General features: G+C 54.3%; 21 protein-coding genes. 7 read left to right on the forward strand and 14 right to left on the reverse strand.

Annotation, left to right across the window (positions count from 1 at the left end):
* Positions 1-95 precede the first annotated feature (95 nt).
* The gene (elyC, locus tag ABTW00_RS15200) at positions 96-875 is read left to right on the forward strand and encodes an envelope biogenesis factor ElyC (protein ID WP_433636234.1); all 780 of its coding nucleotides are present in this window, start codon (positions 96-98) and stop codon (positions 873-875) included.
* Here elyC and ABTW00_RS15205 read toward each other — a convergent pair.
* From ABTW00_RS15205 to ABTW00_RS15265, 13 genes are all read right to left on the reverse strand, one after another.
* Positions 852-1,745, reverse strand: coding sequence for a YcbJ family phosphotransferase (locus tag ABTW00_RS15205; protein WP_433636235.1), 894 nt, complete (start codon positions 1,743-1,745; stop codon positions 852-854). The two genes, elyC and ABTW00_RS15205, sit on opposite strands and share 24 nt — an antisense overlap.
* A gap of 140 nt (positions 1,746-1,885) precedes the next feature.
* Complete coding sequence (gene kdsB, locus ABTW00_RS15210) at positions 1,886-2,632, reverse strand: 3-deoxy-manno-octulosonate cytidylyltransferase (protein ID WP_064548805.1); 747 nt, start codon at positions 2,630-2,632, stop codon at positions 1,886-1,888.
* Entirely contained in the window at positions 2,629-2,811 is a 183-nt protein-coding gene (gene ycaR, locus ABTW00_RS15215; RefSeq protein ID WP_035892430.1) for a protein YcaR, read from the reverse strand. The genes kdsB and ycaR overlap by 4 nt, the downstream gene beginning before the upstream one ends.
* 51 nt (positions 2,812-2,862) lie before the next feature.
* The gene (locus tag ABTW00_RS15220) at positions 2,863-4,095 is read right to left on the reverse strand and encodes a winged helix-turn-helix domain-containing protein (protein ID WP_433636237.1); all 1,233 of its coding nucleotides are present in this window, start codon (positions 4,093-4,095) and stop codon (positions 2,863-2,865) included.
* Positions 4,096-4,123: 28 nt separating this feature from the next.
* Positions 4,124-5,104 (reverse strand): tetraacyldisaccharide 4'-kinase, encoded by a 981-nt coding sequence (gene lpxK, locus ABTW00_RS15225; RefSeq protein WP_065355684.1) that lies wholly within the window; start codon positions 5,102-5,104, stop codon positions 4,124-4,126.
* A complete protein-coding gene (msbA, locus tag ABTW00_RS15230; protein ID WP_433636238.1) occupies positions 5,101-6,849 on the reverse strand; it encodes a lipid A ABC transporter ATP-binding protein/permease MsbA in 1,749 nt (582 codons plus the stop codon). The genes lpxK and msbA overlap by 4 nt, the downstream gene beginning before the upstream one ends.
* A 36-nt stretch (positions 6,850-6,885) precedes the next feature.
* Positions 6,886-9,147, reverse strand: coding sequence for a ComEC family protein (locus tag ABTW00_RS15235; RefSeq protein ID WP_433636239.1), 2,262 nt, complete (start codon positions 9,145-9,147; stop codon positions 6,886-6,888).
* 215 nt (positions 9,148-9,362) lie between these two features.
* Positions 9,363-9,647: an integration host factor subunit beta gene (gene ihfB, locus ABTW00_RS15240; protein WP_015965094.1), complete on the reverse strand. Its 285-nt coding sequence runs from the start codon at positions 9,645-9,647 to the stop codon at positions 9,363-9,365.
* A 152-nt stretch (positions 9,648-9,799) separates the two neighbouring features.
* A complete protein-coding gene (gene rpsA / locus ABTW00_RS15245; protein WP_064548795.1) occupies positions 9,800-11,473 on the reverse strand; it encodes a 30S ribosomal protein S1 in 1,674 nt (557 codons plus the stop codon).
* A 112-nt stretch (positions 11,474-11,585) separates the two neighbouring features.
* A complete protein-coding gene (gene cmk, locus ABTW00_RS15250; protein ID WP_064548793.1) occupies positions 11,586-12,269 on the reverse strand; it encodes a (d)CMP kinase in 684 nt (227 codons plus the stop codon).
* A gap of 241 nt (positions 12,270-12,510) precedes the next feature.
* Positions 12,511-13,794 (reverse strand): 3-phosphoshikimate 1-carboxyvinyltransferase, encoded by a 1,284-nt coding sequence (gene aroA / locus ABTW00_RS15255; RefSeq protein ID WP_433636241.1) that lies wholly within the window; start codon positions 13,792-13,794, stop codon positions 12,511-12,513.
* Between the two features lie 72 nt (positions 13,795-13,866).
* Positions 13,867-14,955 (reverse strand): 3-phosphoserine/phosphohydroxythreonine transaminase, encoded by a 1,089-nt coding sequence (gene serC / locus ABTW00_RS15260; RefSeq protein ID WP_433636243.1) that lies wholly within the window; start codon positions 14,953-14,955, stop codon positions 13,867-13,869.
* A gap of 200 nt (positions 14,956-15,155) precedes the next feature.
* Entirely contained in the window at positions 15,156-15,848 is a 693-nt protein-coding gene (locus ABTW00_RS15265) for a DUF421 domain-containing protein (RefSeq protein WP_065355681.1), read from the reverse strand.
* Positions 15,849-15,975: 127 nt separating this feature from the next.
* On the opposite strand from ABTW00_RS15265, the gene ycaO reads away from it, so the two are divergent.
* From ycaO to pflA, 4 genes are all read left to right on the forward strand, one after another.
* The gene (ycaO, locus tag ABTW00_RS15270) at positions 15,976-17,736 is read left to right on the forward strand and encodes a 30S ribosomal protein S12 methylthiotransferase accessory factor YcaO (RefSeq protein ID WP_433636244.1); all 1,761 of its coding nucleotides are present in this window, start codon (positions 15,976-15,978) and stop codon (positions 17,734-17,736) included.
* Positions 17,737-18,140: 404 nt separating this feature from the next.
* Positions 18,141-18,998 carry a formate transporter FocA gene (focA, locus tag ABTW00_RS15275; RefSeq protein WP_065355679.1) on the forward strand — a complete coding sequence of 286 codons (858 nt, stop codon included), beginning with the start codon at positions 18,141-18,143 and terminating at the stop codon, positions 18,996-18,998.
* A 56-nt stretch (positions 18,999-19,054) separates the two neighbouring features.
* Positions 19,055-21,337 carry a formate C-acetyltransferase gene (gene pflB / locus ABTW00_RS15280; protein ID WP_064548775.1) on the forward strand — a complete coding sequence of 761 codons (2,283 nt, stop codon included), beginning with the start codon at positions 19,055-19,057 and terminating at the stop codon, positions 21,335-21,337.
* A gap of 206 nt (positions 21,338-21,543) precedes the next feature.
* Positions 21,544-22,284, forward strand: coding sequence for a pyruvate formate lyase 1-activating protein (pflA, locus tag ABTW00_RS15285; protein WP_064548773.1), 741 nt, complete (start codon positions 21,544-21,546; stop codon positions 22,282-22,284).
* Positions 22,285-22,332: 48 nt separating this feature from the next.
* On the opposite strand, the gene ABTW00_RS15290 is transcribed toward pflA, so the two are convergent.
* Entirely contained in the window at positions 22,333-23,181 is an 849-nt protein-coding gene (locus ABTW00_RS15290; protein WP_065355678.1) for a MurR/RpiR family transcriptional regulator, read from the reverse strand.
* Between the two features lie 121 nt (positions 23,182-23,302).
* Here ABTW00_RS15290 and ABTW00_RS15295 point away from each other — a divergent pair, with 121 nt between their 5' ends.
* Together ABTW00_RS15295 and ABTW00_RS15300 are read left to right on the forward strand one after the other, a co-directional pair.
* On the forward strand, positions 23,303-23,578 hold the full coding sequence (locus tag ABTW00_RS15295) for a PTS sugar transporter subunit IIB (protein ID WP_064548769.1): 276 nt from the start codon (positions 23,303-23,305) through the stop codon (positions 23,576-23,578).
* A 15-nt stretch (positions 23,579-23,593) separates the two neighbouring features.
* Positions 23,594-24,859 (forward strand): PTS ascorbate transporter subunit IIC, encoded by a 1,266-nt coding sequence (locus ABTW00_RS15300; protein WP_064548768.1) that lies wholly within the window; start codon positions 23,594-23,596, stop codon positions 24,857-24,859.
* Positions 24,860-24,866 lie beyond the last annotated feature (7 nt).

Raw genomic sequence — 24,866 nt, forward strand, 5'->3', positions numbered from 1 at the left:
GGGTCTATTTTGTCACACCCACGGCGAGAATGAAGCTATCTGGTGTAATATCCCTGCATTCATGCGTCAGATGGTTAAAAAAGGTACTCAATAGAATGCTTTTTATGCTGAAAAAGTTTATCGGCGGCATGATGCTGCCGCTACCTTTACTGCTTTTATTGATCGGTTTGGGAATAGTCCTGGTGTGGTTTACCCGCTTCCAGAAGCTGGGCAAATGCGCCATCACCGCCGGCTGGCTTTTTTTACTGCTGCTAAGTCTGCAGCCCGTTGCGGATGGCCTGCTAAAACCCATTGAGGATAAGTACCCCACCTGGCGCGGCGAACACTCTGCGCAGTATGTAGTGGTACTTGGCGGCGGCTATACGTGGAACCCACAGTGGGCGCCCAGCTCAAACTTGATAAGCAACAGTCTGCCGCGTCTGGCGGAAGGGATTCGTCTGTGGCAGGCCAATCCGGGATCGAAGCTGATCTTCACCGGCGCCCGGGCATTGACCAACCCGGTCAGTACCGCCGAAGCGGGTGCGCGGGTCGCGGAAAGCCTTGGCGTACCGCGCAGCGAGATTATCGTGCTGGATACCCCAAAAGATACTGAAGAAGAGGCAAGCGCGGTGAAAGCCGCCATCGGCGATGCCCCATTCCTGCTGGTAACGTCGGCTTCGCACCTGCCGCGTGCGATGATTTTCTTCCAGCATGTTGGGCTTCATCCACTGCCCGCTCCGGCGAACCAGCTGGCCATTGCCTCGCCGCTTAATCCGTGGGAGCGCATTATCCCTTCCCCGGTATGGCTGATGCACAGCGACCGGGTAGGCTATGAAACGCTGGGGCGCATCTGGCAATGGCTGAAAGGCGATTCAGGAGAGCCAGGGGAGCAGTGATTTCGAGGCCAGGTCAAAATTGGCGCGGGTAAATTTCCCCGTGTTGACCAGCTTCTCGACCTCATCCCACAGGAGGTACAGCCAGCGCCGCCAAAGAAACGCTTCGGCGACCGGCGCGCGCTGGAGGTAGTGCCATAACAGCTGTTCCGCCTGCGGGCTTTCATGCAGGCGAAACAGCTCGTATTCCCGCGGCGCCCACAGAATCGGCCCCGGGCTAACCATCGCCAGCAGTTGATCGCTGCGCGAATCTTTCAGCATGCTGCGCAAAGTAAGATGCCCATGTACCAACACGCAGTTATCGCTAAAGCCCTCAAACAGCGCGTCCAGACATTCGCGGGTGCGGAACAGCAGCCGCTTATCCTGCATGGTCAGCCCAGTGTTCTGATACAGATTCAGCGTGCCCCACAGCACTTCAATTCGCTGTCGATACCATTGCGGCCAGCTGTTTTCCTGAGTGCTATCCACAAAACCTACGCAGCCCGCACTATCGACTCGATGCCACGCCAGCAGCGCTTCCACAATCTGATCTTTTAGCGCATCCCAACGTTGCTGATTACGGGTGGGCGCTTCAGCAGAAACGCCCCGCAGTCGCTCCAGCAGCAGGACATCCGGCCCAGGGTGCTCTTCGTGGGTCATCACGCCATACACTACCGGCATCCGCACGGTGCCGTGACGCGCCAGCGTTGAGAATTTCCACGCCAGTTGGCGAGCCAGGCCGGGGGACGTAAAGCTGCGCGCCAGCAGCGGCATGGGATTGCCTTCGGCATCATACAGCGACCACAATGCGGTATCCGTCTGCTCATTGATGCACTCCACACGGCTGAGCGATTCACCCAACAGATGGCTAAGTTCTACCCGTAGCTGTTCCATGACAGATTACCCCCATAAAAGCCATTGCTTTCATAATGAGCATATGAAAAGTGAATTTCACCAGACAAGATCAAAATTGAAACAGAAAGTCAGAAATACTCGGCAGGAAGACGCCCCCTGAGAACCAGGGGGCGGCAGGATTACTTCAGTTCGGCGCGGACGCGGGCCAGATCTTCTGGCGTATCAACGCCCGTCCCCGGCACTTCTTTGGCGACAGCAACGTGGATTTTTTCACCGTACCACAGCACGCGGAGCTGCTCGAGCATCTCAATGTGTTCCAGCGGACTTGGCGCCCAGTTGACGTAGCGACGAATAAACCCGGCGCGGTAACCGTAGATACCGATGTGCCGCAGCAGGGTGTCGCCAATTTCTTCGCGGCTTTTGGCAAAGCGGTCACGATCCCACGGAATGGTCGCACGGGAGAAATACAGCGCGTAGCCGTCTTTATCCATGACCACTTTTACCGCATTAGGGTTAAACGCTTCTTCCGCATCGTGAATCGGTACCGCGAGAGTCGCCATACCGGATTGGCTCGCGGCCAGGTTTTCCGCTACCTGGCGGATAATAACCGCCGGGATCATCGGCTCGTCGCCCTGCACGTTAACGATAACGGTGTCATCGCTGAAGGCGCATTTTTCCACCACTTCCGCCAGACGTTCGGTGCCCGACTGATGATCGGCACGGGTCATGCACACTTCGCCGCCCGCCGCTTCAACGGCTTTCGCCACCTCAGGATGGTCGGTAGCCACAATGATACGTTCAGCCCCGGATTCACGCGCGCGCTCCAGCACATGCACAATCATTGGCTTACCGTTGATATCCTGCAACGGCTTACCCGGCAGGCGCGTAGAGGCAAAACGCGCCGGAATAATCACAACGAAACTCATGGTCTGTTCTCTTCAGCGGCTAAAACGCGGGCTTCGTTTTCCAGCAATACGGGGATACCGTCACGCAGGGGAAACGCCAGATTATCAAGTTTGCAAATCAGTTCTTGCTTGTCCTGGCTGTAGTAGAGTTTGCCGTTGCAAACCGGGCAGGCAATAATTTCAAGTAGACGGTGATCCATGGTTCCTCCTGATGGGCCGTATCGAAAACCAGTGCAGCATATCATAGAGCGCTACCGGTCGGCGTCAATCTCCCAACCGTGTCGTTGATGGAGAAAGAGTTTTTCCGCCACCGCGCCGAAGGTCACGCGCGTCGCGCCTTGCCAGCGAGCAAAGTCGTTGATGGCCTGCATCAAGCCTTTTTCCAGATGCTGGCTGACCCGTACCCCCTCTTCCAGGTACAGAGCGAAAATCTCCAGCACGCCGTCGCTACGGTGCATTTTGCTGTCCATACGGCCAACTAACTCGCCGCGGTGCAGCAACGGTAGGACGAAATAGCCGTACTGCCGTTTCGGCGCAGGCGTGTAGCACTCCAGACGATAGGTAAAGTTGAAAAACTGTTCAGCACGTTTACGATCCCAAACCACCGGATCGAAGGGTGACAACACCGCACTGTGGGTAGCATTGAGCTTACCTTCCGCCGCCCGCACCAACTCGGATTGCAGACTGTGGTGAACCCACATCTCGCCAAGCTGTTCAACGTTTACCGGTACCACCTGCCCTTGTTCTTGCCACTGTGCCAACAGCGCGCGGAGATCCGGCTGGCGCAGCCGATAATAGTCCGCCAGCCATTGAGGACGAAAAATACCCAGGCTGCGGGCGCTGTTTTCCAGCATCAGGGCTTCGGCCTGCGGCTGCGCGAGCGCATCACGGCGATCGTCCCACTGCGGCATGACGCGTTCCGTCAGATCGTAAACGCGGTGGAAGTTTCGGCGTTCTACCACCATCACTTCGCCCGCGGTAAACAGCCCCTCAAGGTGCCGCTTGTGCGGTTTCCATTCCCACCAGCCGCTCTGCCCCTTACGCGGGTGAGCAAAATCGGCGGAGCGCACCGGGCCATTCTCAGCGATATGCGCTTTCAGGGCCGCAATCTCGGTAGCGTGCTCATCCATCCAGCTTTGGTGATATTTCCAGCCCATGTTATGCGGCGCCAGCATACGATGGCGCACCAGCGCAAAATCGCTGCGCGGCAGGAAACACGCTTCATGCGCCCAGTACTCCATCAGCTCACCGCGCGCGAGCGCATCATCGAGCCACGAGGAAGGATAGGCACCAAGACGGCTGAAGAGCACCAGATACGGGCTGCGGGCCACCACGTTGATGGTATCGATTTGCAGCAAAGACATTTGCTGAATGGTACGGAGAATATCCGTCGTCTGGGGCTGACGACGTGGACGGGTAAGAAGGCCCTGTGCCGCCAGATGCAGATTCCGCGCGACGCGAAGGGTGAGTTGCAGTTCTGCCATGCCGTTCCCCTGCTATCGCCGACGCGGTTTAGCGCCGTGCGAGGGTAATCAATTCCTGCAGCAGCGTCTGCGCGCGATCGCCGGAAAGTACGGCGTCCACCGGCAGATACCACCAGTTTTTCTGCGCGAAGCGGCGACATTTCACCGCATCTTTTTCGGTCATGATGAGCGCCTGCCCCGGCAAGACCAGCTCCTGGACGTCAGCTTCGCTCAACGCCTGATGATCGGCCAGCGCCACCGTACGTACAGGCTGCAAACCGCAATCATTCAGCGTGGCAAAAAAGCGCGGCGGGTGACCAATACCGGCCATCGCCACTACGTTTTGTAGTGTGGAAACGGGCTGCCGCTCACCGGTCAGCAGATTGACGGCGTCTCCCGGACGTAACGTCATCGGAATTTCTCCCGGCAGCGCTTCGCCGCCGTTGACGATCCGGGCATCGACCGTTTCCAGGCGTGAAGCGCGTTCACGCATCGGCCCGGCCGGTAGCCACCAGCCATTACCAAAGCGGCGCACGCCATCGATCACGACGATCTCTTTATCGCGGGCCAGTCGGTAGTGCTGCAAACCGTCATCGGTGACGATCAGCTGAAGATCGTGGGCGGCTAACAGCGCCTTCACCGCATCGACCCTCACTGGGGAAACGGCGACGGGCACGCCGGTACGCTGGAAAATCAGCACCGGTTCGTCGCCGGCCTGCGCGGTGGTGGTATCGGCATTCAGCAGCAGCGGATAGCTGTCCGCTTTGCCACCGTAGCCGCGAGAAACCACGCCAACACGCACGCCCTGCCGTTGAAGCTGTTCCACTAACCAGATAACCACCGGCGTTTTACCGTTGCCGCCCGCCGTCAGGTTCCCCACAACCACGACCGGACACGGCGCGCGCCAGGATTTCTTCAGCCCTAGCTGATAGCACAGGCGAATCACGCCGCTCACCAGGCCGTACAGCCAGGAGAGCGGCAGCAGCAGCCGCCAGAGCGGCGATTCGCCTGACCAGATCTTCGCTATCATTCGCCAAACTGCATTTTGTGCAGCTGTGCGTAGACGCCGCGCTGTTCGAGCAGATCGCTATGGCTGCCCCGCTCAACGATACGTCCGTCTTCAACCACAATGATTTCGTCAGCCTGTTCGATAGTGGACAGACGGTGCGCAATCACCAGCGAGGTGCGGTTTTTCTGCAGTTCATCCAACGCCGCCTGAATCGCACGCTCAGATTCGGTATCCAGCGCCGAGGTGGCTTCATCGAGGATCAGGATTGGGCTGTTACGCAGCAGCGCACGGGCGATAGCAATACGCTGGCGCTGGCCGCCCGAAAGCAGTACGCCGTTTTCACCAATCACCGTATCGAGACCGTTATCCATTTTATTGATAAAGTCCATCGCGTATGCCATCCGTGCCGCCTCTTCAACCTGCTCGCGGCTGAATTCGTCGGTACGCGCATAGGCGATGTTATTGGCTACCGTGTCGTTAAACAGGTGGACGTTCTGCGAAACCAGCGCGACCTGATTACGGAGAGAGGCCAGTTTGTACTCGCGCAGATCGTGCCCATCGAGCAGAATTTCGCCTTCGTCAATATCGTAGAAACGAGTTAGCAGGCTGGCGATAGTAGATTTACCAGAGCCAGAACGCCCCACCAACGCCACCGTTTTCCCTTCTGGAATCGCCAGGTTGATGTTTTGCAGCGCCGGGGTTTCGCGGCCTGGATAGGTGAAGGTAACGTTACGGAACTCAACGCTGCCTTTAGCACGTTCGATATTCAGTTTACCTTCGTCTTTTTCCTGCTCGCTATCCAGAATGGCAAACAGCGTCTGACAGGCCGCCATCCCGCGCTGGAACTGTGCGTTGACGTTAGTTAACGATTTTAGCGGACGCATCAGCGCAATCATGGACGAGAAGACGACGGTAATGGTACCCGCGGTCAACGTTTCCATAACGCTTGGGAAACTGGCGGCATACAGAACAAACGCCAGCGCCAGAGAGGCAATCAGCTGAATGATAGGGTCAGAGATAGACGACGCGGAGACCAGCTTCATCCCCTGCAGACGCATCTTGTTGCTGACCTTATCAAAACGCTTGGTTTCCACTTCCTGGCCGCCGAACATCAGCACTTCTTTATGCCCTTTTAGCATCTGTTCTGCGCTGGTGGTCACCTGCCCCATGGTGTTCTGCATGTTTTTACTGATGCTACGGAAGCGTTTAGACACCACGCGGATCGCCATCGACACGATAGGCGCCAGCACAATGAGAATCACCGACAGCTGCCAGCTGTAGTAGAACATCATGATGAACAGGCCAATGATGGAAGCCCCTTCGCGCACTACGGTAATCAATGCGCTGGAGGAGGAGGACGCCACCTGCTCAGAGTCATAGGTAATACGCGACAACAGCGTTCCGGTGGACTGCTTATCGAAGAAGGAAACGGGCATTCCCATCATGTGGCTGAACAGCCGACGACGCATGGTCATCACGACCTTGCCGGAAACCCAGGAAATACAGTAGCTAGAAATATAGCTCGTGATCCCACGCAGGATCATCAGGCCAATAACGACCAGCGGCATCCACAGCAGCACTGAGCGGTCTGTTTTACCAAAACCATCATCCAGTAACGGTTTAAGAAGCGATAGCATAAAGGTATCGCTGGCTGCGTTAAGGATTAACGCCACGCCCGCCACGATCAGCCCTGCTTTAAACGGCGCAATAGTTGGCCAGAGTCGGCGGAAGGTCTGCCACGTGGAGAGATCTTTGTCGTTCTGCATTCAAAAAACCAGCTTGTGTTGAAATAGCCGCATATTCTACCCGTTATCGCGAGTCTCGCCAAACCACTGATGATACCAACGAGGTAAAAGTTGATCTCGTAAGCCTTCAATCTTCCAGCCATTGGCACTAAAAGTGAGTGTAATTTGCCCCTGATGCGGTGTATCGAACCAGGCATACTGTCGCTGCAGATAGCGCGCCCTGACCTTCGTGGAAGGCAGGTGCCATGCGTTATAGCGGGATGCGGATGCCAAAGCCGCCTCGCCGCCCACCCGTTGTATCAGCGCCATCCCCGAAGACGTCGAGCTACCGTGATGTGGGACCTGGATAATTGTAGACGCAAATGGCTGCCAGAAACGGCTAATCATGGCCATTTCTGCCGATAATTCAATATCTCCCGTCAGCAGGATGCTGTTTTTGCCATCATCTACCCTCACGACGCAGGAACCGTTATTACCCTTCTGTGCCTTCCCCGGCAGCGGCCAGAGCGCACGAAAGGTTAACCCCTGCCACTGCCAGGCTTCCCCGCGTGCGCAGGGTTGATGACCGGCCCAGCCCAGCGGGCTTCTGACCCACATTCCCGGCCAGCTCTGTCGTAGCGAGCGCAGACCGCCGCGATGATCCAGATGATCGTGGCTCAGAATAATGCCCTGAGGCGTAAGCCCGTGCCAGCGCAGCCAGGGCGCAATGAGCTGTTCGCCGCTGTCACCGCCCGGCCAGGCTAGCCCGGTATCGTAGAGCAACGCTTTGTCACCCCGCGTAATCACCATCGCTAACCCCTGCCCGACATCAAGCATGGTGACCCGCCACTGGTCTTCTGGCGTTTTACGCCACAATGGGAAGGCCAACAGGATGCTTAACGACAACCCTAGCGCCGGAAAGCGCAACCAACCGTGCAAGCGCCAGAGAATCAACGCTCCCCACGGCAGCAGCGAAATTCCCAGCCATGCGCTGCCAATGTTCCACCATCCGGTTGGCAGCAGGCGTAAGTAACCAAACACCAGCGCCATCACCCGGTCGGCGCCGTACCATGTCATTGTTTCCAGCGTTATTGGGCCGCACAGATGCAGAAACATCGCCAGCAGAATCAGCGGCACAGCGATAAACGTCACCACCGGTACCGCCACCAGATTCGCCAGCAGCGAGGTTACGCTGATACCGTGAAACAACATGACTTGCAGCGGGGTTAACAGCAGCATCAAACCCATCTGTAGATGGATCAGACTCGCGAGCGGGCGAAACCATCGTGGATATGCCCACGCGGGCAACGGTACCCATTGGTACCAAAAAATGAGCGCGCCGACCGCAGCTGCCGACAACCACAGGCTATCGGACAGCACTGCCAGCGGGTCGAGAAACAGAATGGTAGCCAGACAGCAAAGCCAGACTTCCCAGCCAGCCCAGCGCCTGGCGTGTAAACGGAGCAGACAGCAGACGGTGGCAGCCACCACCGTTCGCATCGCGGGCGGCTGCATTCCCGTCAGCGCTGCGTAGGCGAATCCGCTCGTCAGTGACACCAGGAGCGGCAAACGCCAGTTAATCAGCCAGACGGGAAGAAAAAACTGCACGGCACGCACCAACAGCCACCCCAGGGAAGCGCCGAGCGCAATATGCAGCCCGGAAATCGCCATCAGGTGTGAAGTCCCGGTTTGCTGCATTAGCGATTTAATCTCCGGCGCGACCGAGAGCCGCTCCCCCATCCCAAGCGCCAGCATGACATCATGCCAGGGATAGGTTGCGAGAGACGTTTGCAGCGATGTCAGGTAGCGGGCACGCAGGCTGCAGGTGCTCTCCAGTATTCCTGCGGAGATGATTCTCCCGGTTAAGATACGATGCTGTGATAACGCGTAGCGCTGAGAGTCGAAGCCCCCTGCGTTTAACTGGCCGTGGACGGGCCGGGCACGAATCGTCATCTGCCAACGCTGACCAACGCACGGCGGCTGTGGCAGATAGCTACCGTAGAGGGTAATAGCGATGCCCGGGAACAGGCGCTGACCTTCCAGCCGGGTGATCGTGCCCTGATGTGTCGTCTGCCCGTCGGTTTGCGTTATCGTCAACTCAACCTGTCGGTTTTTCCCCGGTAGCGTCAATGCAGGCCACTGCACCTGCCACGCCGCCAGAACGCCCCAACAGAACATAAGCCCCACCAATGAAGCGGAGCGCCCCAACCGTCCACACGCGCTGAGGAGAATCAGCCCAACAATGGCAAGCTTAATACACCAAAGCGCGGGTAGTTCTGGCAGCACGCTCAGCGGTAAGATTCCGGCCAGCATATAGCCAGCCAGCTGCGGCAAACGCATTGACACCTCCTTGTTATCGGTAGTGTTGCGCGAGATGAGGGAATTGTCGTGAGCGGATCGTAAAGCGTGCGAAGCGGCGTCAGGTGAATATGCGGCGCGTGCAGCCGTTGCGAAGAAACTGCGAGGGGTATTCCAGAGTGGATTTGTAAAAACGAAAAAAGCACCCGCAGGTGCTTTTTTCTCAACCAAGTTTACCGCCGGTTAGCGGTCAAAACTCAATCGTAAATATTGGCGCGGTCGCGCAGTTCTTTGCCCGGCTTGAAGTGTGGCACATACTTGCCTTCCAGTTCCACTTTGTCGCCAGTTTTCGGGTTACGCCCGGTACGTGGTGCTCGATAGTGCAGAGAGAAGCTGCCGAAACCGCGGATTTCAATGCGCTCGCCCTGGGCCAGGGTTGAGGCCATATGCTCCAGCATCTCTTTCACCGCATCTTCCACTGCTTTGGCAGGGATATGGGATTGCTGGCTGGCAAGTCTTTCAATCAATTCTGACTTGGTCATGATTCCTCCGGTTTCCTTTCAAGGAAAATTAGCTAACAGCTTATTAAACAAGGGCGGCCGTAGCCGCCCTTTGTGCTAGATTACAGGCCGAAACCTGCAATCTGTCAAGTAAACTCATCACAATTCAGGTTGTTAAACCCGAATGCGCAAGATTACTCGCCTTTAGCTGCTTTGAATGCTTCAGCCATAGCGTTGGAGAAGTTGCCGTCTTCCTGTTTGTTGTTAACAGTAGCGATTGCATCTTTCTCGTCAGCTTCGTCTTTCGCACGAACAGACAGGCTAATTGCGCGGTTTTTGCGATCAACGCCGGTGAATTTAGCTTCAACGTCGTCGCCAACGCTCAGAACCAGAGTCGCATCTTCAACGCGGTCACGGGAAGCTTCAGAAGCGCGCAGGTAACCCTCAACGCCGTCAGCCAGTTCTACGGTTGCGCCTTTAGCGTCAACTGCAGTCACTTTACCGTTTACGATTGCGCCTTTCTTGTTCAGAGCAACCCAGTTGTTGAACGGATCTTCTGCGAGCTGTTTAACGCCCAGGGAGATACGCTCACGCTCTGCGTCAACCTGCAGAACAACTGCTGCGATTTCGTCGCCTTTTTTGTATTCACGAACTGCTTCTTCGCCTGCAACGTTCCAAGAGATGTCAGACAGGTGAACCAGGCCGTCGATGCCGCCGTCCAGGCCGATGAAGATACCGAAGTCAGTGATAGACTTGATTTTACCTTCAACGCGGTCGCCCTTGTTGTGGGTTTCTGCGAACTGCTGCCATGGGTTAGATTTGCACTGCTTCAGACCCAGGGAGATACGACGACGTTCTTCGTCGATATCCAGAACCATCACTTCCACTACGTCGCCAACGTTAACAACTTTGGACGGGTGGATGTTTTTGTTGGTCCAATCCATTTCGGAAACGTGAACCAGGCCTTCAACGCCTTCTTCGATTTCAACGAAGCAGCCGTAGTCGGTCAGGTTGGTCACGCGACCGGTCAGTTTGGTACCTTCCGGATAACGCTTAGCGATAGCTACCCATGGATCTTCGCCCAGCTGTTTCAGGCCCAGAGATACACGAGTACGCTCGCGGTCGAATTTCAGCACTTTAACGTTGATTTCGTCGCCAACGTTCACGATTTCGCTCGGATGCTTAACGCGTTTCCAGGCCATATCGGTGATGTGCAGCAGGCCGTCAACGCCGCCCAGATCAACGAATGCACCGTAGTCAGTGAGGTTCTTAACGATACCTTTAACTTCCATGCCTTCCTGCAGGTTTTCCAGCAGCTGATCGCGCTCTGCGCTGTTTTCGGATTCGATAACGGCACGACGAGAAACAACAACGTTGTTACGCTTCTGGTCCAGCTTGATTACTTTGAACTCAAGCTCTTTGCCTTCCAGGTGCAGAGTATCGCGCACCGGACGAACGTCTACCAGGGAACCCGGCAGGAACGCACGAATACCGTTCAGCTCAACAGTGAAGCCACCTTTAACTTTGCCGTTGATAACACCAACTACAGTTTCAGCTTCTTCGTAAGCTTTTTCCAGCGTGATCCAAGCTTCGTGACGTTTAGCTTTCTCACGGGACAGCAGGGTTTCACCGAAGCCGTCTTCTACTGCATCCAGAGCAACGTCAACTTCGTCACCAACCTGGATTTCCAGTTCGCCCTGGGCGTTTTTGAACTGCTCAGCCGGAATGGCAGACTCAGATTTCAGACCGGCGTCAACCAGTACTACGTCTTTGTCGATAGCAACAACAACACCACGAACGATGGAACCCGGGCGGGTTTCGATTTCTTTTAAGGATTCTTCAAACAGTTGAGCAAAAGATTCAGTCATGTTTAATCTTCAGGTTAATATTAACGTCCACCTGACACCTTGTCGGATGGGGTTGTTTCACATACCCGCTGTCAATCCTTTGCAACGGGGGTACTGCAAATTCGGTCGCGTCTTACGCGATTGCCAATTTCTGGCGCGCATAGTCTAACGCTTTTTCAATTACTTGCTCAATGCTTAAGGTGGTGGAATCCAACACTAAAGCATCGGCGGCAGGAACCAGCGGCGCAACGGCACGATTACGATCGCGGTCGTCTCGCTCCTTTATCTCTGCCAAAAGGCGCTCAAAGTTAACACTAAAGCCCTTTTCCTGCAACTGTAGCATGCGGCGTTGTGCACGTTCTTCCGATGAGGCATCGAGGAAGATTTTGACCGGCGCGTCCGGGAACACCACGGTGCCCATGTCACGGCCGTCGGCAATCAGCCCTGGCGCTTCGCGGAAAGCGCGCTGACGGCGCAGCAGCGCCTCACGTACGCGCGGGAAGGCAGCCACCTGTGAGGCGGCGTTAGCCACTTCCTGAGTGCGAATTTCGCCGCTAACGTCTTCCCCTTCGAGGATAACTTCCAGCGCCCCATCAGTAGAGACAAAACGTACGTCCAGATGAGCCGCAAGCGGGACCAGTGCATCTTCAGAGTTCACATCAACATGGTGATGCAGCGCCGCAAGCGCCAGCACGCGATAGATAGCGCCGGAGTCCAGCAAATGCCATTGCAATGCTTCTGCCATCGCTTTGCACAGCGTGCCTTTACCTGCGCCGCTTGGGCCGTCAATGGTAATTACCGGAGCAATTGCCGTCATCTCTCTCTCCTTAATAAAAGGCATACATAACGTAAACGCCGCGCATTATACGCATCTCTGCGTCAGACGGTTACCTTTGTCTGCGAATTCCAGAATTAGCCCTATCAATAGCAGGAGAATAGACAAGTATAGTGGGCCAGGCGTGAGCTAGCCCGGAAAGTGACGATGATTTAATTTTTGCCGCAAAAAGTCCGAAAAAAAACGCCGACATCTGGTCAGCGTTTTTGCATGCGAGAAAGAACTAGGCCGGCGTGCTAATGCGCGCCAACTGCTCGAAATAGTCCGGGAAAGTTTTCGCCGTACATTTCGGGTCAAGGATGGTGACTGGGGTATCCGACAGCGCCACCAGCGAGAAACACATCGCCATACGGTGATCGTTATAGGTACCGATTTCCGCAAAATTCAGCGTCGCAGGCGGTGTCACACGAATGTAGTCTTCACCCTCTTCTACTTCAGCGCCCACTTTACGCAGTTCGGTCGCCATCGCGAACAGGCGGTCAGTCTCTTTCACGCGCCAGTTATAGATGTTACGCAGCGTCGTCGTGCCTTTGGCAAACAGCGCCGCGGTGGCAATCGTCATCGCCGCGTCAGGGATATGGTTCATATCCATATCAATCGCGTTCAGCTCGCCGTGCGTGCAGGCAATATAGTCGTCGCCCCAGGTGATGGTTGCGCCCATTTTCTCCAGCACGTCAGCAAAGCGAATATCGCCCTGTACGCTGTGGCGGCCAATACCGGTCACCTTCACGGTGCCTCCTTTAATCGCCCCGGCAGCGAGGAAGTAAGAAGCCGAAGAGGCGTCGCCTTCCACCAGATAATGCCCAGGAGAAACATACTGCTGATTACCGTTTACGACGAAGCGCTGGTAATTCTGATTTTCAACTTCAACACCGAAGGTTTTCATCAGGTGCAAGGTGATATCAATATACGGTTTGGAGACCAGGTCGCCCTTGATGCTAATGGTGGTGTCCTGCGGCGCCAGCGGCGCAGTCATCAGCAGCGCGGTCAGAAACTGACTGGAAACGCTGCCGTCAACCTCCACGCTGCCGCCATTGAAACCACCTTTCAGGCGTAGCGGCGGGTAGTTTTCCTGCTCCAGATACTCAATCTGCGCGCCGCCCTGACGCAGGGCATCGACCAGGTGACCAATCGGGCGCTCCTTCATGCGCGGTTCGCCGGTCAGCACGATATTGTTTGCGCCGAGGCACAGCGCGGCAGCCAGCGGACGCATGGCGGTACCCGCATTACCCAGGAACAGTTCCAGCTCGCCGGAAGCCTGCAGCGGGCCGCCGTTTCCGGTCACTTCGCAGCGGGTACGATCGGCAGACAGGGTGTAGTGAATTCCCAGCGCTTTCAACGCGTTCAGCATGTGGCGAACATCATCGCTGTCCAGCAGGTTTGTCAGGACGGTGGTGCCACGCGCCAGCGCCGCCAGCAGCAGCGCACGGTTCGACACGCTTTTAGAACCAGGCAGATTAATCGTGCCGTCTACGCGCGCGATAGGTTGTAACGTCAGGGATTCCATGAAACTCAACTCTCAAAAGCAGAAGTAAAAACCCCACAGACAGATGCTGTGGGGATGAACAAAAAAATAAAATTAACCGTGGCGACGTTCGAAGTCCTGCATGAACTCCGTTAACGCCTGTACGCCAGCCAGCGGCATAGCGTTATAGATGGATGCGCGCATCCCGCCCACCACGCGGTGGCCTTTCAGCGCGTGCAGGCCGGCGGCAAAGGACTCTTCAAGGAACACTTTGTCCAGCGCGCTGTCGGCCAGCTGGAACGGCACGTTCATGCGTGAACGGTTGGCGCTGGCCACGTCGTTACGGTAGAAATCACTACCATCAATGGTGTTATACAGAAGATCGGCCTTCTTCTGATTGATGCGGTCCATGGCCGCAACGCCGCCCTGCTCTTTCAGCCATTTGAAGACCAGACCCGCCAGATACCAGGCGAAGGTCGGCGGCGTGTTGAACATGGAGTCGTTGTCGTTCAGCACGGTGTAGTCGAGAATCGACGGGCAAGCCACGTGAGCTTTGCCCAGCAGATCTTCACGCACGATGACCAGCGTTAAGCCCGCCGGGCCGATGTTTTTCTGCGCGCCGGCATAGATTACGCCGTAGCGGCTGACGTCAATCGGGCGAGAGAGAATCGTTGATGAAAAATCGGCGGCAACAATCACGTCTTTACCAAAGTTCGGCGTCTCTTCAATCGCGATGCCGTCGATGGTTTCGTTCGGGCAGTAGTGCAGATAGGCCGCGTTGTCAGAGAGCTGCCAGTCGCTCATCGGTTTAACGGCACGCTTGCCGTCGACGGTAATTTTCGCGTCGATAACGTTCGGGGTGCAGTATTTTTTGGCTTCTTTTACCGCACTTGCCGCCCAGTAGCCCGCATCGACGTAGTCGGCGGTGGTTTTATCGCCCAGAATATTCAGCGGAACGCCGGCAAACTGACCGCGTCCACCGCCGTGGCAGAACAGTACTTTGTAGTTGGAAGGGATATTAAGCAGGTCGCGGAAATCTTTTTCTGCTTCCTCTGCCACGTGGATAAACTCTTTACCACGGTGGCTGACTTCCATTACCGACGTACCTAACCCGTTCCAGTCGCAAAGTTCTTTCTGCGCCAGTTTAAGAACTTCTGCCGGAAGCATCGCCGGACCTGAACTGAAATTAAAGACCTGAGCCATAACCCTCACCACATTGCAATGTTGTCTGACCGCATGCCTCGCGCGTCATCAACGCGTGGGCATAAGTTATTCCTGTGGCTATTGGTTTTATCATTCAGTGACACGCGCCGCAATGTCTAAAACTTTCTGCCGCCGAAATGCGCCGTTCATCACACAATAGATTCTGCCGTCTTGCCGGTACAAAACCGACAAAATCGCTGTCAGGCAATGCGTTTCGCCCTGCTCACCTTCGTCCATGCCGGATTTGCGCAGCGCGGACATAATTGGCGCTCCCCCGCCTGTAAATCGACAACATAGCTGCAGCGGACGCACGCGTATTCTCCCGGCTCAGGCACCGCTTTAAATCGCTGGGTCAGGCTATCGGGTAAGATACACAGGCCCGGTTTGACCTCATCGTCGGGATAATAAAACACGCTAATCTGCCCGTCGGTTTCCATAATCGCCAGGCGGACCTGCCCAAGTTGCTCAATACTGTTAAGACGCAGCGCCATAAAAAAATCCAGCTCGGTCAGATTCGCTCGCCGCACGTTCTCCCAGGCCAGTTGGCCTTCTTTCACGATGACAATCGCTTTGCCTTCGAGTAGATCCTGCACTTTCTCGCTTTTCGACATCAGCCACATCGCCAGCCGATACAACAGCGCGAGCGTGACAAAAACGGCGAATACCGGTACCAGCGGGACATCATCATAAAAAGCCACGTCTCCGGCGGCCGACCCCAGCGTCAGGATAATTAGCACTTCGAAGAGCGACATTTGTCGAACGCCGCGACGGCCAGTGATTTTGAGAAATAAGAAAACCAGTACGAAGGTAAAGAGGCACCTTAGCGCCACTTCGCCTAAAAATTCAGGAGGAGCTTTATCAAATGCCATCCGTTGAAGATCAAATGCTTTCATTTTTCGACGCCTTAACAGGAGGTTATCGTCAGTAAGCATAGCTGCCCCTTTTATTTTCGCCGAAGATAGCACCCGTCACGCAAAACCCGTATCATTGCGCGCTTTCCGTACGACAAAAGAGATTGCTATGACGCAAACCTATATTCCCGGCAAAGATGCCGCACTGGAAGATTCCATCGCTCGCTTCCAGCAAAAGCTGCTCGATCTGGGCTTCGATATTGAAGAAGCTTCCTGGCTGAACCCGGTTCCTAACGTCTGGTCGGTGCATATTCGTGATAAGGCATGCTCTCTGTGCTTTACCAACGGCAAAGGCGCGACCAAAAAGGCGGCGCTGGCCTCCGCGCTGGGCGAGTACTTCGAACGTCTGTCAACCAACTATTTCTTCGCCGACTTCTGGCTGGGCGACAAAATCGCCAACGGCCCGTTCGTGCACTATCCGAACGAAAAATGGTTCCCGCTGACCGATGACGACGAGGTGCCGGAAGGCCTGCTCGATGCCCGTCTGCGCGCTTTCTACGATCCTGACGATCAACTGACTGCCAGCATGCTGGTCGATCTGCAGTCCGGCAACGACGATCGCGGCGTGTGCGGTCTGCCGTTTACCCGTCAGTCCGACGGCGAAACTATCTATATTCCGATGAACATCGTTGCAAACCTGTATGTCTCCAACGGCATGTCTGCGGGCAACACCCGTAACGAAGCCCGCGTTCAGGGTTTGTCGGAAGTGTTTGAACGCCACGTGAAAAACCGCATTATTGCGGAAAGCATCAGCCTGCCGGAAATCCCTGCCGAGGTGCTGGCGCGCTATCCGGGCGTGGTGGAATCCATCAAAACGCTGGAAGCGGAAGGTTTCCCGATCTTCGCCTACGACGGCTCTCTGGGTGGAAAATACCCGGTGATTTGCGTAGTGCTGTTCAACCCGGCAAACGGTACCTGCTTTGCCTCCTTCGGTGCGCATCCGGACTTCGGCGTCGCGCTGGAGCGTACGGTGACCGAGCTGCTACAGGGCCGTGGCCTGAAAGATCTCGACGTGTTCACCCCGCCAACCTTCGATGACGAAGAAGTGGCTGAACATACCAACCTGGAAACCCACTTCATTGACTCCAGCGGTTTGATCTCATGGGATATGTTCAAGCAGGACGCCGACTATCCGTTCGCCGACTGGAACTTCTCCGGCACGACCGAAGAAGAGTTCGCCACGCTGATGGCTATCTTCAAAGAAGAAGATAAAGAAGTGTACATCGCCGACTACGAGCACCTTGGCGTCTACGCGTGCCGTATCATCGTGCCAGGGATGTCCGATATCTATCCGGCGGAAGATCTGTGGCTGGCAAACAACAATATGGGTAGCCATCTGCGCGAAACCCTTCTCTCCTTGCCAGGCAGCGAGTGGGAAAAAGAAGAGTACCTGAACCTGATCGAACAGCTCGACGATGAAGGGCTGGACGACTTTACCCGCGTGCGCGAACTGCTGGGCCTGGCGACCGGTCCGAACAACGGCTGGTACACCCTGCGTATTGGTGAGCTGAAGGCGATGCTGGCGCTCGCAGGCGGCGATCTTGAGCAAGCGCTGATCTGGACGGAATGGACCATGGAGTTCAACGCTTCGGTGTTCAGCGCCGAGCGCGCCAACTACTATCGTTGCCTGCAAACGCTGCTGCTGCTGTCCCAGGAAGAAGAGCGCGAGCCTCTGCAGTACCTGAACGCGTTTGTTCGCATGTACGGCGCCGATGCGGTTGAAGCCGCCAGCGCGGCCCTGAGCGGTGAAGAGGCATTCTATGGCCTGCAACCGGTCGACGGTTCCCTGGAAGCCTTCCCGGCCCACCAGTCGCTATTACAGGCCTACGAAAAACTGCAGCGCGCGAAAGCTGCTTTCTGGGCGAAGTAAGCACTTCTCCATAGAAAAAGTAGGCTTAACGGACGACCTGGGCTATATTACGGGGCCACTTGTTGGCCCTTTTTTTATTTCAACGTTTCGCTTCGCGATTCTGTGAAAATAAAGTTAAATATAAGTAAATACTATAATTGGTAGCTTACTTTTATTGTTAAATTTCTTGATCATTACTCCATTTTAATTAACCAACAAAATTAAGGGTAAAGAAAAAATTCAACTGATTGTGTAAATCTTAAAATTTATTTTCATTTTTATATTCATATAGTTAGCAAGGGATTGATGAAAAACCACGCGTTCTTCAGGCCTATTAGCCAGGTGAGATATGATCTATATCAAATTCTCATCTATAATGCTTTGTTAGTATCTCGTCGCCGATTAAATAAAAAGAGAGAGTTAGTGTGAAAGCTGACAACCCTTTTGATCTACTCCTTCCTGCTGCGATGGCCAAAGTTGCCGAAGAAGCAGGCGTCTATAAAGCAACCAAACATCCGCTGAAAACCTTTTATCTGGCGATTACTGCGGGCGTCTTTATCTCGATTGCTTTTGTTTTTTACATTACCGCAACCACGGGTACGGCGGGCATGCCGTTCGGCATCGCCAAGCTGATTGGTGGTATCTGCTTCTCACTAGGCTTAATCCTTTGCGTTATTTGTGGCGCTGACCTTTTTACGTCGACCGTCCTGATCGTTGTGGCGAAAGCCAGCGGCCGAATTACCTGGGGTCAGCTGGCGAAAAACTGGCTGAACGTCTATGTTGGTAACCTGGTTGGGTGCCTGCTCTTCGTCCTGCTCATGTGGCTGTCCGGCGAATATATGACGGCCAACGGCGGCTGGGGGCTAAACGTCCTGCAAACCGCTGACCACAAAATGCACCATACATTTATCGAAGCCGTCGCTCTCGGCATCCTCGCAAACCTGATGGTCTGCCTGGCAGTCTGGATGAGCTACTCTGGCCGCAGCCTGATGGATAAAGCCATGATTATGGTTTTACCGGTTGCCATGTTCGTCGCCAGCGGTTTTGAGCACAGTATCGCAAACATGTTTATGATCCCGATGGGTATCGTAATACGCAACTTTGCTAGCCCGGAATTCTGGACCGCTATCGGTTCGACTCCGGACAGTTTCTCTCACCTGACCGTGATGCACTTCATCACCGATAACCTGATTCCGGTAACCATCGGGAACATCATCGGCGGCGGCTTGCTGGTTGGGTTGACATACTGGGTCATTTACCTGCGTGGCGGCGACCGTCATTAATTGACTGTTGCTCCAGGCAGTAAATAAAAAGTCCACTTAAGATAGGTAGGTGTTACATGTCCGAACTTAATGAAAAGTTAGCCACAGCCTGGGAAGGTTTTGCGAAAGGTGACTGGCAGAATGAAGTAAACGTACGTGACTTCATCCAGAAAAACTACACTCCGTATGAGGGTGACGAGTCCTTCCTGGCTGGCGCAACTGACGCGACCACAGCACTGTGGGACAACGTTATGGAAGGCGTTAAACTGGAAAACCGCACTCACGCGCCAGTTGACTTTGACACCGCCGTAGCTTCCACCATCACTTCCCACGACGCTGGTTACATCAACAAAGCGCTGGAAAAAATTGTTGGTCTGCAGACTGAAGCTCCGCTGAAGCGTGCGCTTATCCCGTTCGGCGGCATCAAAATGATCGAAGGTTCCTGCAAAGCGTACAACCGCGAGCTGGATCCGACTATCAAAAAAATCTTCACCGAATACCGTAAAACTCACAACCAGGGCGTGTTCGACGTTTATACTCCGGACATCCTGCGCTGCCGTAAATCCGGTGTTCTGACCGGTCTGCCAGACGCATACGGCCGTGGTCGTATCATCGGTGACTATCGTCGTATCGCCGTTTACGGTATCGACTACCTGATGAAAGACAAATTCGCTCAGTTCTCCTCTCTCCAGTCCGATCTGGAAAACGGTGTGAACCTGGAAGCGACTATCCGTCTGCGTGAAGAAATCTCTGAACAGCACCGTGCGCTGGGTCAGATCAAAGAGATGGCTGCTAAATACGGCTACGACATCTCTGGTCCGGCTACCAACGCTCAGGAAGCTATCCAGTGGACTTACTTCGGCTACCTGGCCGCTGTTAAATCCCAGAACGGCGCTGCAATGTCCTTCGGTCGTACCTCCAGCTTCCTGGATATCTACATCGAACGTGACCTGAAAGCAGGCAAAATCACAGAACTTGAAGCTCAGGAAATGATTGACCACCTGGTCATGAAACTGCGTATGGTTCGCTTCCTGCGTACCCCTGAGTATGATGAACTGTTCTCCGGCGACCCGATTTGGGCAACTGAATCCGTCGGTGGTATGGGCGTTGACGGCCGTACCCTGGTCACCAAAAACAGCTTCCGTTTCCTGAACACCCTGTACACCATGGGTCCGTCTCCGGAACCGAACATCACCATCCTGTGGTCCGAAAAACTGCCGCTGGCGTTCAAAAAATTCGCCGCGAAAGTGTCCATCGATACCTCTTCTCTGCAGTACGAGAACGATGACCTGATGCGTCCGGACTTCAACAACGATGACTACGCTATCGCTTGCTGCGTAAGCCCGATGATCGTTGGTAAACAAATGCAGTTCTTCGGTGCGCGTGCAAACCTGGCGAAAACCATGCTGTACGCAATCAACGGCGGCGTTGATGAAAAACTGAAAATGCAGGTTGGCCCGAAATCTGAACCGATGAAAGGCGAATACCTGAACTACGACGAAGTTATCGACCGTATGGATCACTTCATGGATTGGCTGGCTAAACAGTACGTCACCGCACTGAACGTCATCCACTACATGCACGACAAGTACAGCTACGAAGCTTCTCTGATGGCGCTGCACGACCGTGACGTTATCCGCACCATGGCGTGTGGTATCGCTGGTCTGTCCGTTGCCGCTGACTCCCTGTCTGCAATCAAATATGCGAAAGTTAAACCGATTCGTGACGAAGACGGTCTGGCTATCGACTTCGAAATCGAAGGCGAATACCCGCAGTTTGGTAACAACGACCCGCGCGTTGATGACATGGCGGTTGACCTGGTAGAACGTTTCATGAAGAAAATTCAGAAACTGACTACTTACCGTAACGCTATCCCGACTCAGTCTGTTCTGACCATCACCTCTAACGTGGTTTATGGTAAGAAAACCGGTAACACCCCAGACGGTCGTCGCGCTGGCGCGCCGTTCGGTCCAGGTGCTAACCCGATGCACGGCCGTGACCAGAAAGGTGCTGTTGCCTCTCTGACCTCCGTTGCTAAACTGCCGTTTGCTTACGCTAAAGATGGTATCTCTTACACCTTCTCTATCGTTCCGAACGCACTGGGTAAAGACGACGACGTTCGTAAAACCAACCTGGCAGGCCTGATGGATGGTTACTTCCACCACGAAGCGTCTATCGAAGGCGGTCAGCACCTGAACGTTAACGTTATGAACCGCGAAATGCTGCTCGACGCGATGGAAAACCCGGAAAAATATCCGCAGCTGACCATCCGCGTATCTGGCTACGCAGTACGTTTTAACTCCCTGACTAAAGAACAGCAGCAGGACGTTATCACTCGTACCTTCACTCAGTCCATGTAATGGATTTGACTGAAATCGCGATTTAAAAAGCGTACAATAAAGGCTCCACGTCAGTGGGGCCTTTCTTATAAGTGCTCTACGCTCTCCGAGCCTATTTTGCCTGCTAACTTCTATAATCAGGTTAACAAGCAAAATAAACTCAAGACGGCCTGAAATCATGATCGTCACCCTGCCGGACGCAGGGAAGAACTGGAGATAACACTGCAATGTCTGTAACTGGTCGCATTCACTCCTTTGAATCCTGTGGCACCGTTGATGGCCCGGGCATCCGCTTTATTACCTTCTTCCAGGGCTGCCTGATGCGCTGCCTTTACTGCCATAACCGTGACACATGGGATACGCACGGTGGCAAAGAGATCACCGTTGAAGAATTGATGAAAGAAGTGGTCACCTATCGCCACTTTATGAACGCTTCCGGCGGCGGCGTCACCGCGTCCGGCGGCGAGGCCATTCTGCAAGCCGAGTTTGTGCGCGACTGGTTCCGCGCCTGTAAGCAAGAAGGTATTCACACCTGTCTCGACACTAACGGTTTTGTGCGCCGCTACGATCCGGTCATTGATGAACTGCTGGAAGTGACCGATCTGGTGATGCTCGACCTTAAACAGATGAACGACGACATTCACCAGAACCTGGTTGGCGTATCTAACCACCGTACGCTCGAGTTCGCACAGTACCTGTCGAAGAAAGACATCAATGTCTGGATCCGCTACGTGGTTGTGCCGGGTTGGTCCGATGATGACGACTCAGCGCACCGCCTGGGCGAATTTACCCGCGATATGGGCAACGTTGAAAAAATCGAGTTGCTGCCTTACCACGAACTGGGCAAACACAAATGGGTAGCGATGGGCGAAGAGTATAAGCTCGACGGCGTGAAGCCGCCGAAGAAAGAAACCATGGAGCGCGTGAAGGGCATTCTTGAGCAATATGGTCACAAAGTGATGTACTAAATGCCAATAGTTTCCCCGGCGGCGCTAACGCTCGCCGGGATCGCTTCCCTACGACATAAAATATTCCGACAGCTTGTTGGTCACGCTCTCAATCGAGAAAATACGCTTCTGATGCGCTTTCCGGCACTGGCTATAGCGTTCATCCTGTCCCTCCAGCGCACTTAAAATACGATCGGCGACCATCATAGCGCCCGCAATTTCAGCAAAGCCAGATTCCCCCTCGCCTTGCAGGGCGACAGCCGCCTGCAGATTCCAGTCCGACAGTCGATTTAACGGCGCGAACGATCCCCGAGTCAACGAGACGATTTTAATCCCTTGTTCCTTTGCCAGCGTCAGCGCCTGCATCATATCAGTAGATGTTTGCTCGGTATGGATAACGATAATCCCCGTCTTTTCACAGTCGGCCAGCGGCGAAATAGCCGAAGGATATGAGCGATCGATAAAGTTGGCGCTTTTCCCCATTTGCACCAGTTTCATCTGCAAAAACTGCGCGACCGGTACGGCGCTCCCCACCGCATAGATAGCGATATAAGTGAGCTGATTGAGCCACACCGCAACCGACTGCAGCTCAATACTATCAACGATAGCATTACTGTCACGAATACTGGCCATCACTGCGGAAGTTTCATCATTTGGCTCACCTTCTGAACGCGCCGCGCCGCGCTCCAGCGCCAACGCCGTTCTGAAGTCTGAAAACCCTTTAAAGCCAAAGGCCCGACAAAAGCGCGTAATGCTGCCTTCGCTGGTATCAATCGAATCAGCAAGCTCAGAAATCGTGTGTCTCATCACGAAATCAGGATTTTCCGTGATAAAACGCCCTACTTTTTCCAGAATGGGACTTAACCCTGAAGCCTCATTTCTTATGTTTATCAACAAGTTGTTATCTATCTGGCTCATTTTTCGCCTTTTTTGCATGAAATGCAAATTCAGTCACATTCTTCGGTTCGTTTTTCAATAATTATTTTTATCACGAAACGTAAAATAAAAATAATTATTTTTATAAACAGGAGAACGTCTCATGAAAGGTCTTATCGTCTGTCGTACCGGTATGGGCAGCTCGTTGATGCTCAAAATAAAAGCCCAAAAAATCATCGATAAAAACGGTTGGGACATCGATCTTGAACACGATGTACTGTCCGGCCTTGCTACATGGCAAGGCATTGATTTTGTTATCACAATGCGCGATCTCACCGATGAAATTGAAGCGGCCGGGTTCCGAGCTATCGGCATCACCGATTTGATGAACAGCGAAGAGATGGAATCCGCGCTCATCAGCGTCATTCAGAACAACTAACCTCTCGGGGGAAATATGGATCTCCTAAAGTTCATTGTATTCGACATTCTGGGCGTAACCCCACTTTTAGTTGGTTTTATTGCACTCATAGGGCTGCTTATCCAACGCAAGCCTATCGAAAAAGTCCTCTCCGGAACCTTTAAAACTATCGTCGGTTTTCTGGTTTTTGCCGGCGGTGCTGGCCTCGCCGTCACCTCTCTGGGTAATTTTCAGACCTTGTTCAGCGATGGGTTCGGTCTGAAAGGCGTCATGCCGCTGGCGGAGGCGCTAACCGGGCTGGCGCAAACCAAATTCGCGATGTGCGTTTCACTCATTATGGTGGTGGGTTTTGGCTGGAACCTGTTTTTTGCCCGTATAACGCCGTTTAAGTACATCTTTCTCACCGGGCAACACAATCTGTATCTCTCCGCCCTGCTTACCGTCACGTTGAAAGCGCTAGGCTATAGCGACATGACGACAATTATCGTCGGTTCGATTCTGCTGGGGCTGGCAGCCTGTCTGTATCCGGCTATTGCCCAGCCGTGGATGCGCAAAATCACAGGCAATGATGAGATCGCCATGGGGCACTATGTCACTCTGGCTTACGCCGCATCGGGGTGGATAGGCTCAAAGGTCGGCGATCCCAAACAATCAACGGAAAAACTTAACCTTCCGGGATGGCTCGGGATCTTCAAGGATTACATTGTTTCAGTGTCGATCTCGGTCAGCATTTTTTACTACATTGCCGCGCTGGCTGCGGGTAAAGCCGCGGTCACCGCAGCCGCAGGCGGTATGCACTGGCTGGTTTACCCGCTGTATCAATCGCTCACCTTCACGGCATCGCTATACATTATTATCACCGGCGTCCGGCTGCTGTTGTCTGAAATTGTTCCCGCTTTTCTCGGTATCTCAGAGAAATTCATCCCTAACGCTAAACCGGCGCTGGACTGCCCTGTCGTCTTTCCTTACGCGCCTACCGCCACCGTACTGGGGTTCATTTCATCTTTTGTCGGCGGACTTGTGGTCATGGGGTTTCTTGCCCTGCTGGGCCAAACGGTCATTATTCCCGTCGCTATTCCGTACTTCTTTATCGGCGCCACGGCGGCGGTATTTGGGAACGCCTCGGGGGGCTGGAAAGGCGCTATTGCCGGAAGTTTTATCACCGGAATTCTTATCGGCATAGGCCCTGCGCTGATCTATCCCATCATGGAATCCGTCGGGCTGTCGGGCACCAGCTTCCCGGAAACCGATTTTGTCGCCCTGGGGCTGGTTGTGTACTACATCGGCAAAATGCTGCCATAAGAGGGGA

It is taken from the genome of Kluyvera georgiana, assembly GCF_050990895.1.
Taxonomy (GTDB): Bacteria; Pseudomonadota; Gammaproteobacteria; order Enterobacterales; family Enterobacteriaceae; genus Kluyvera; species Kluyvera georgiana.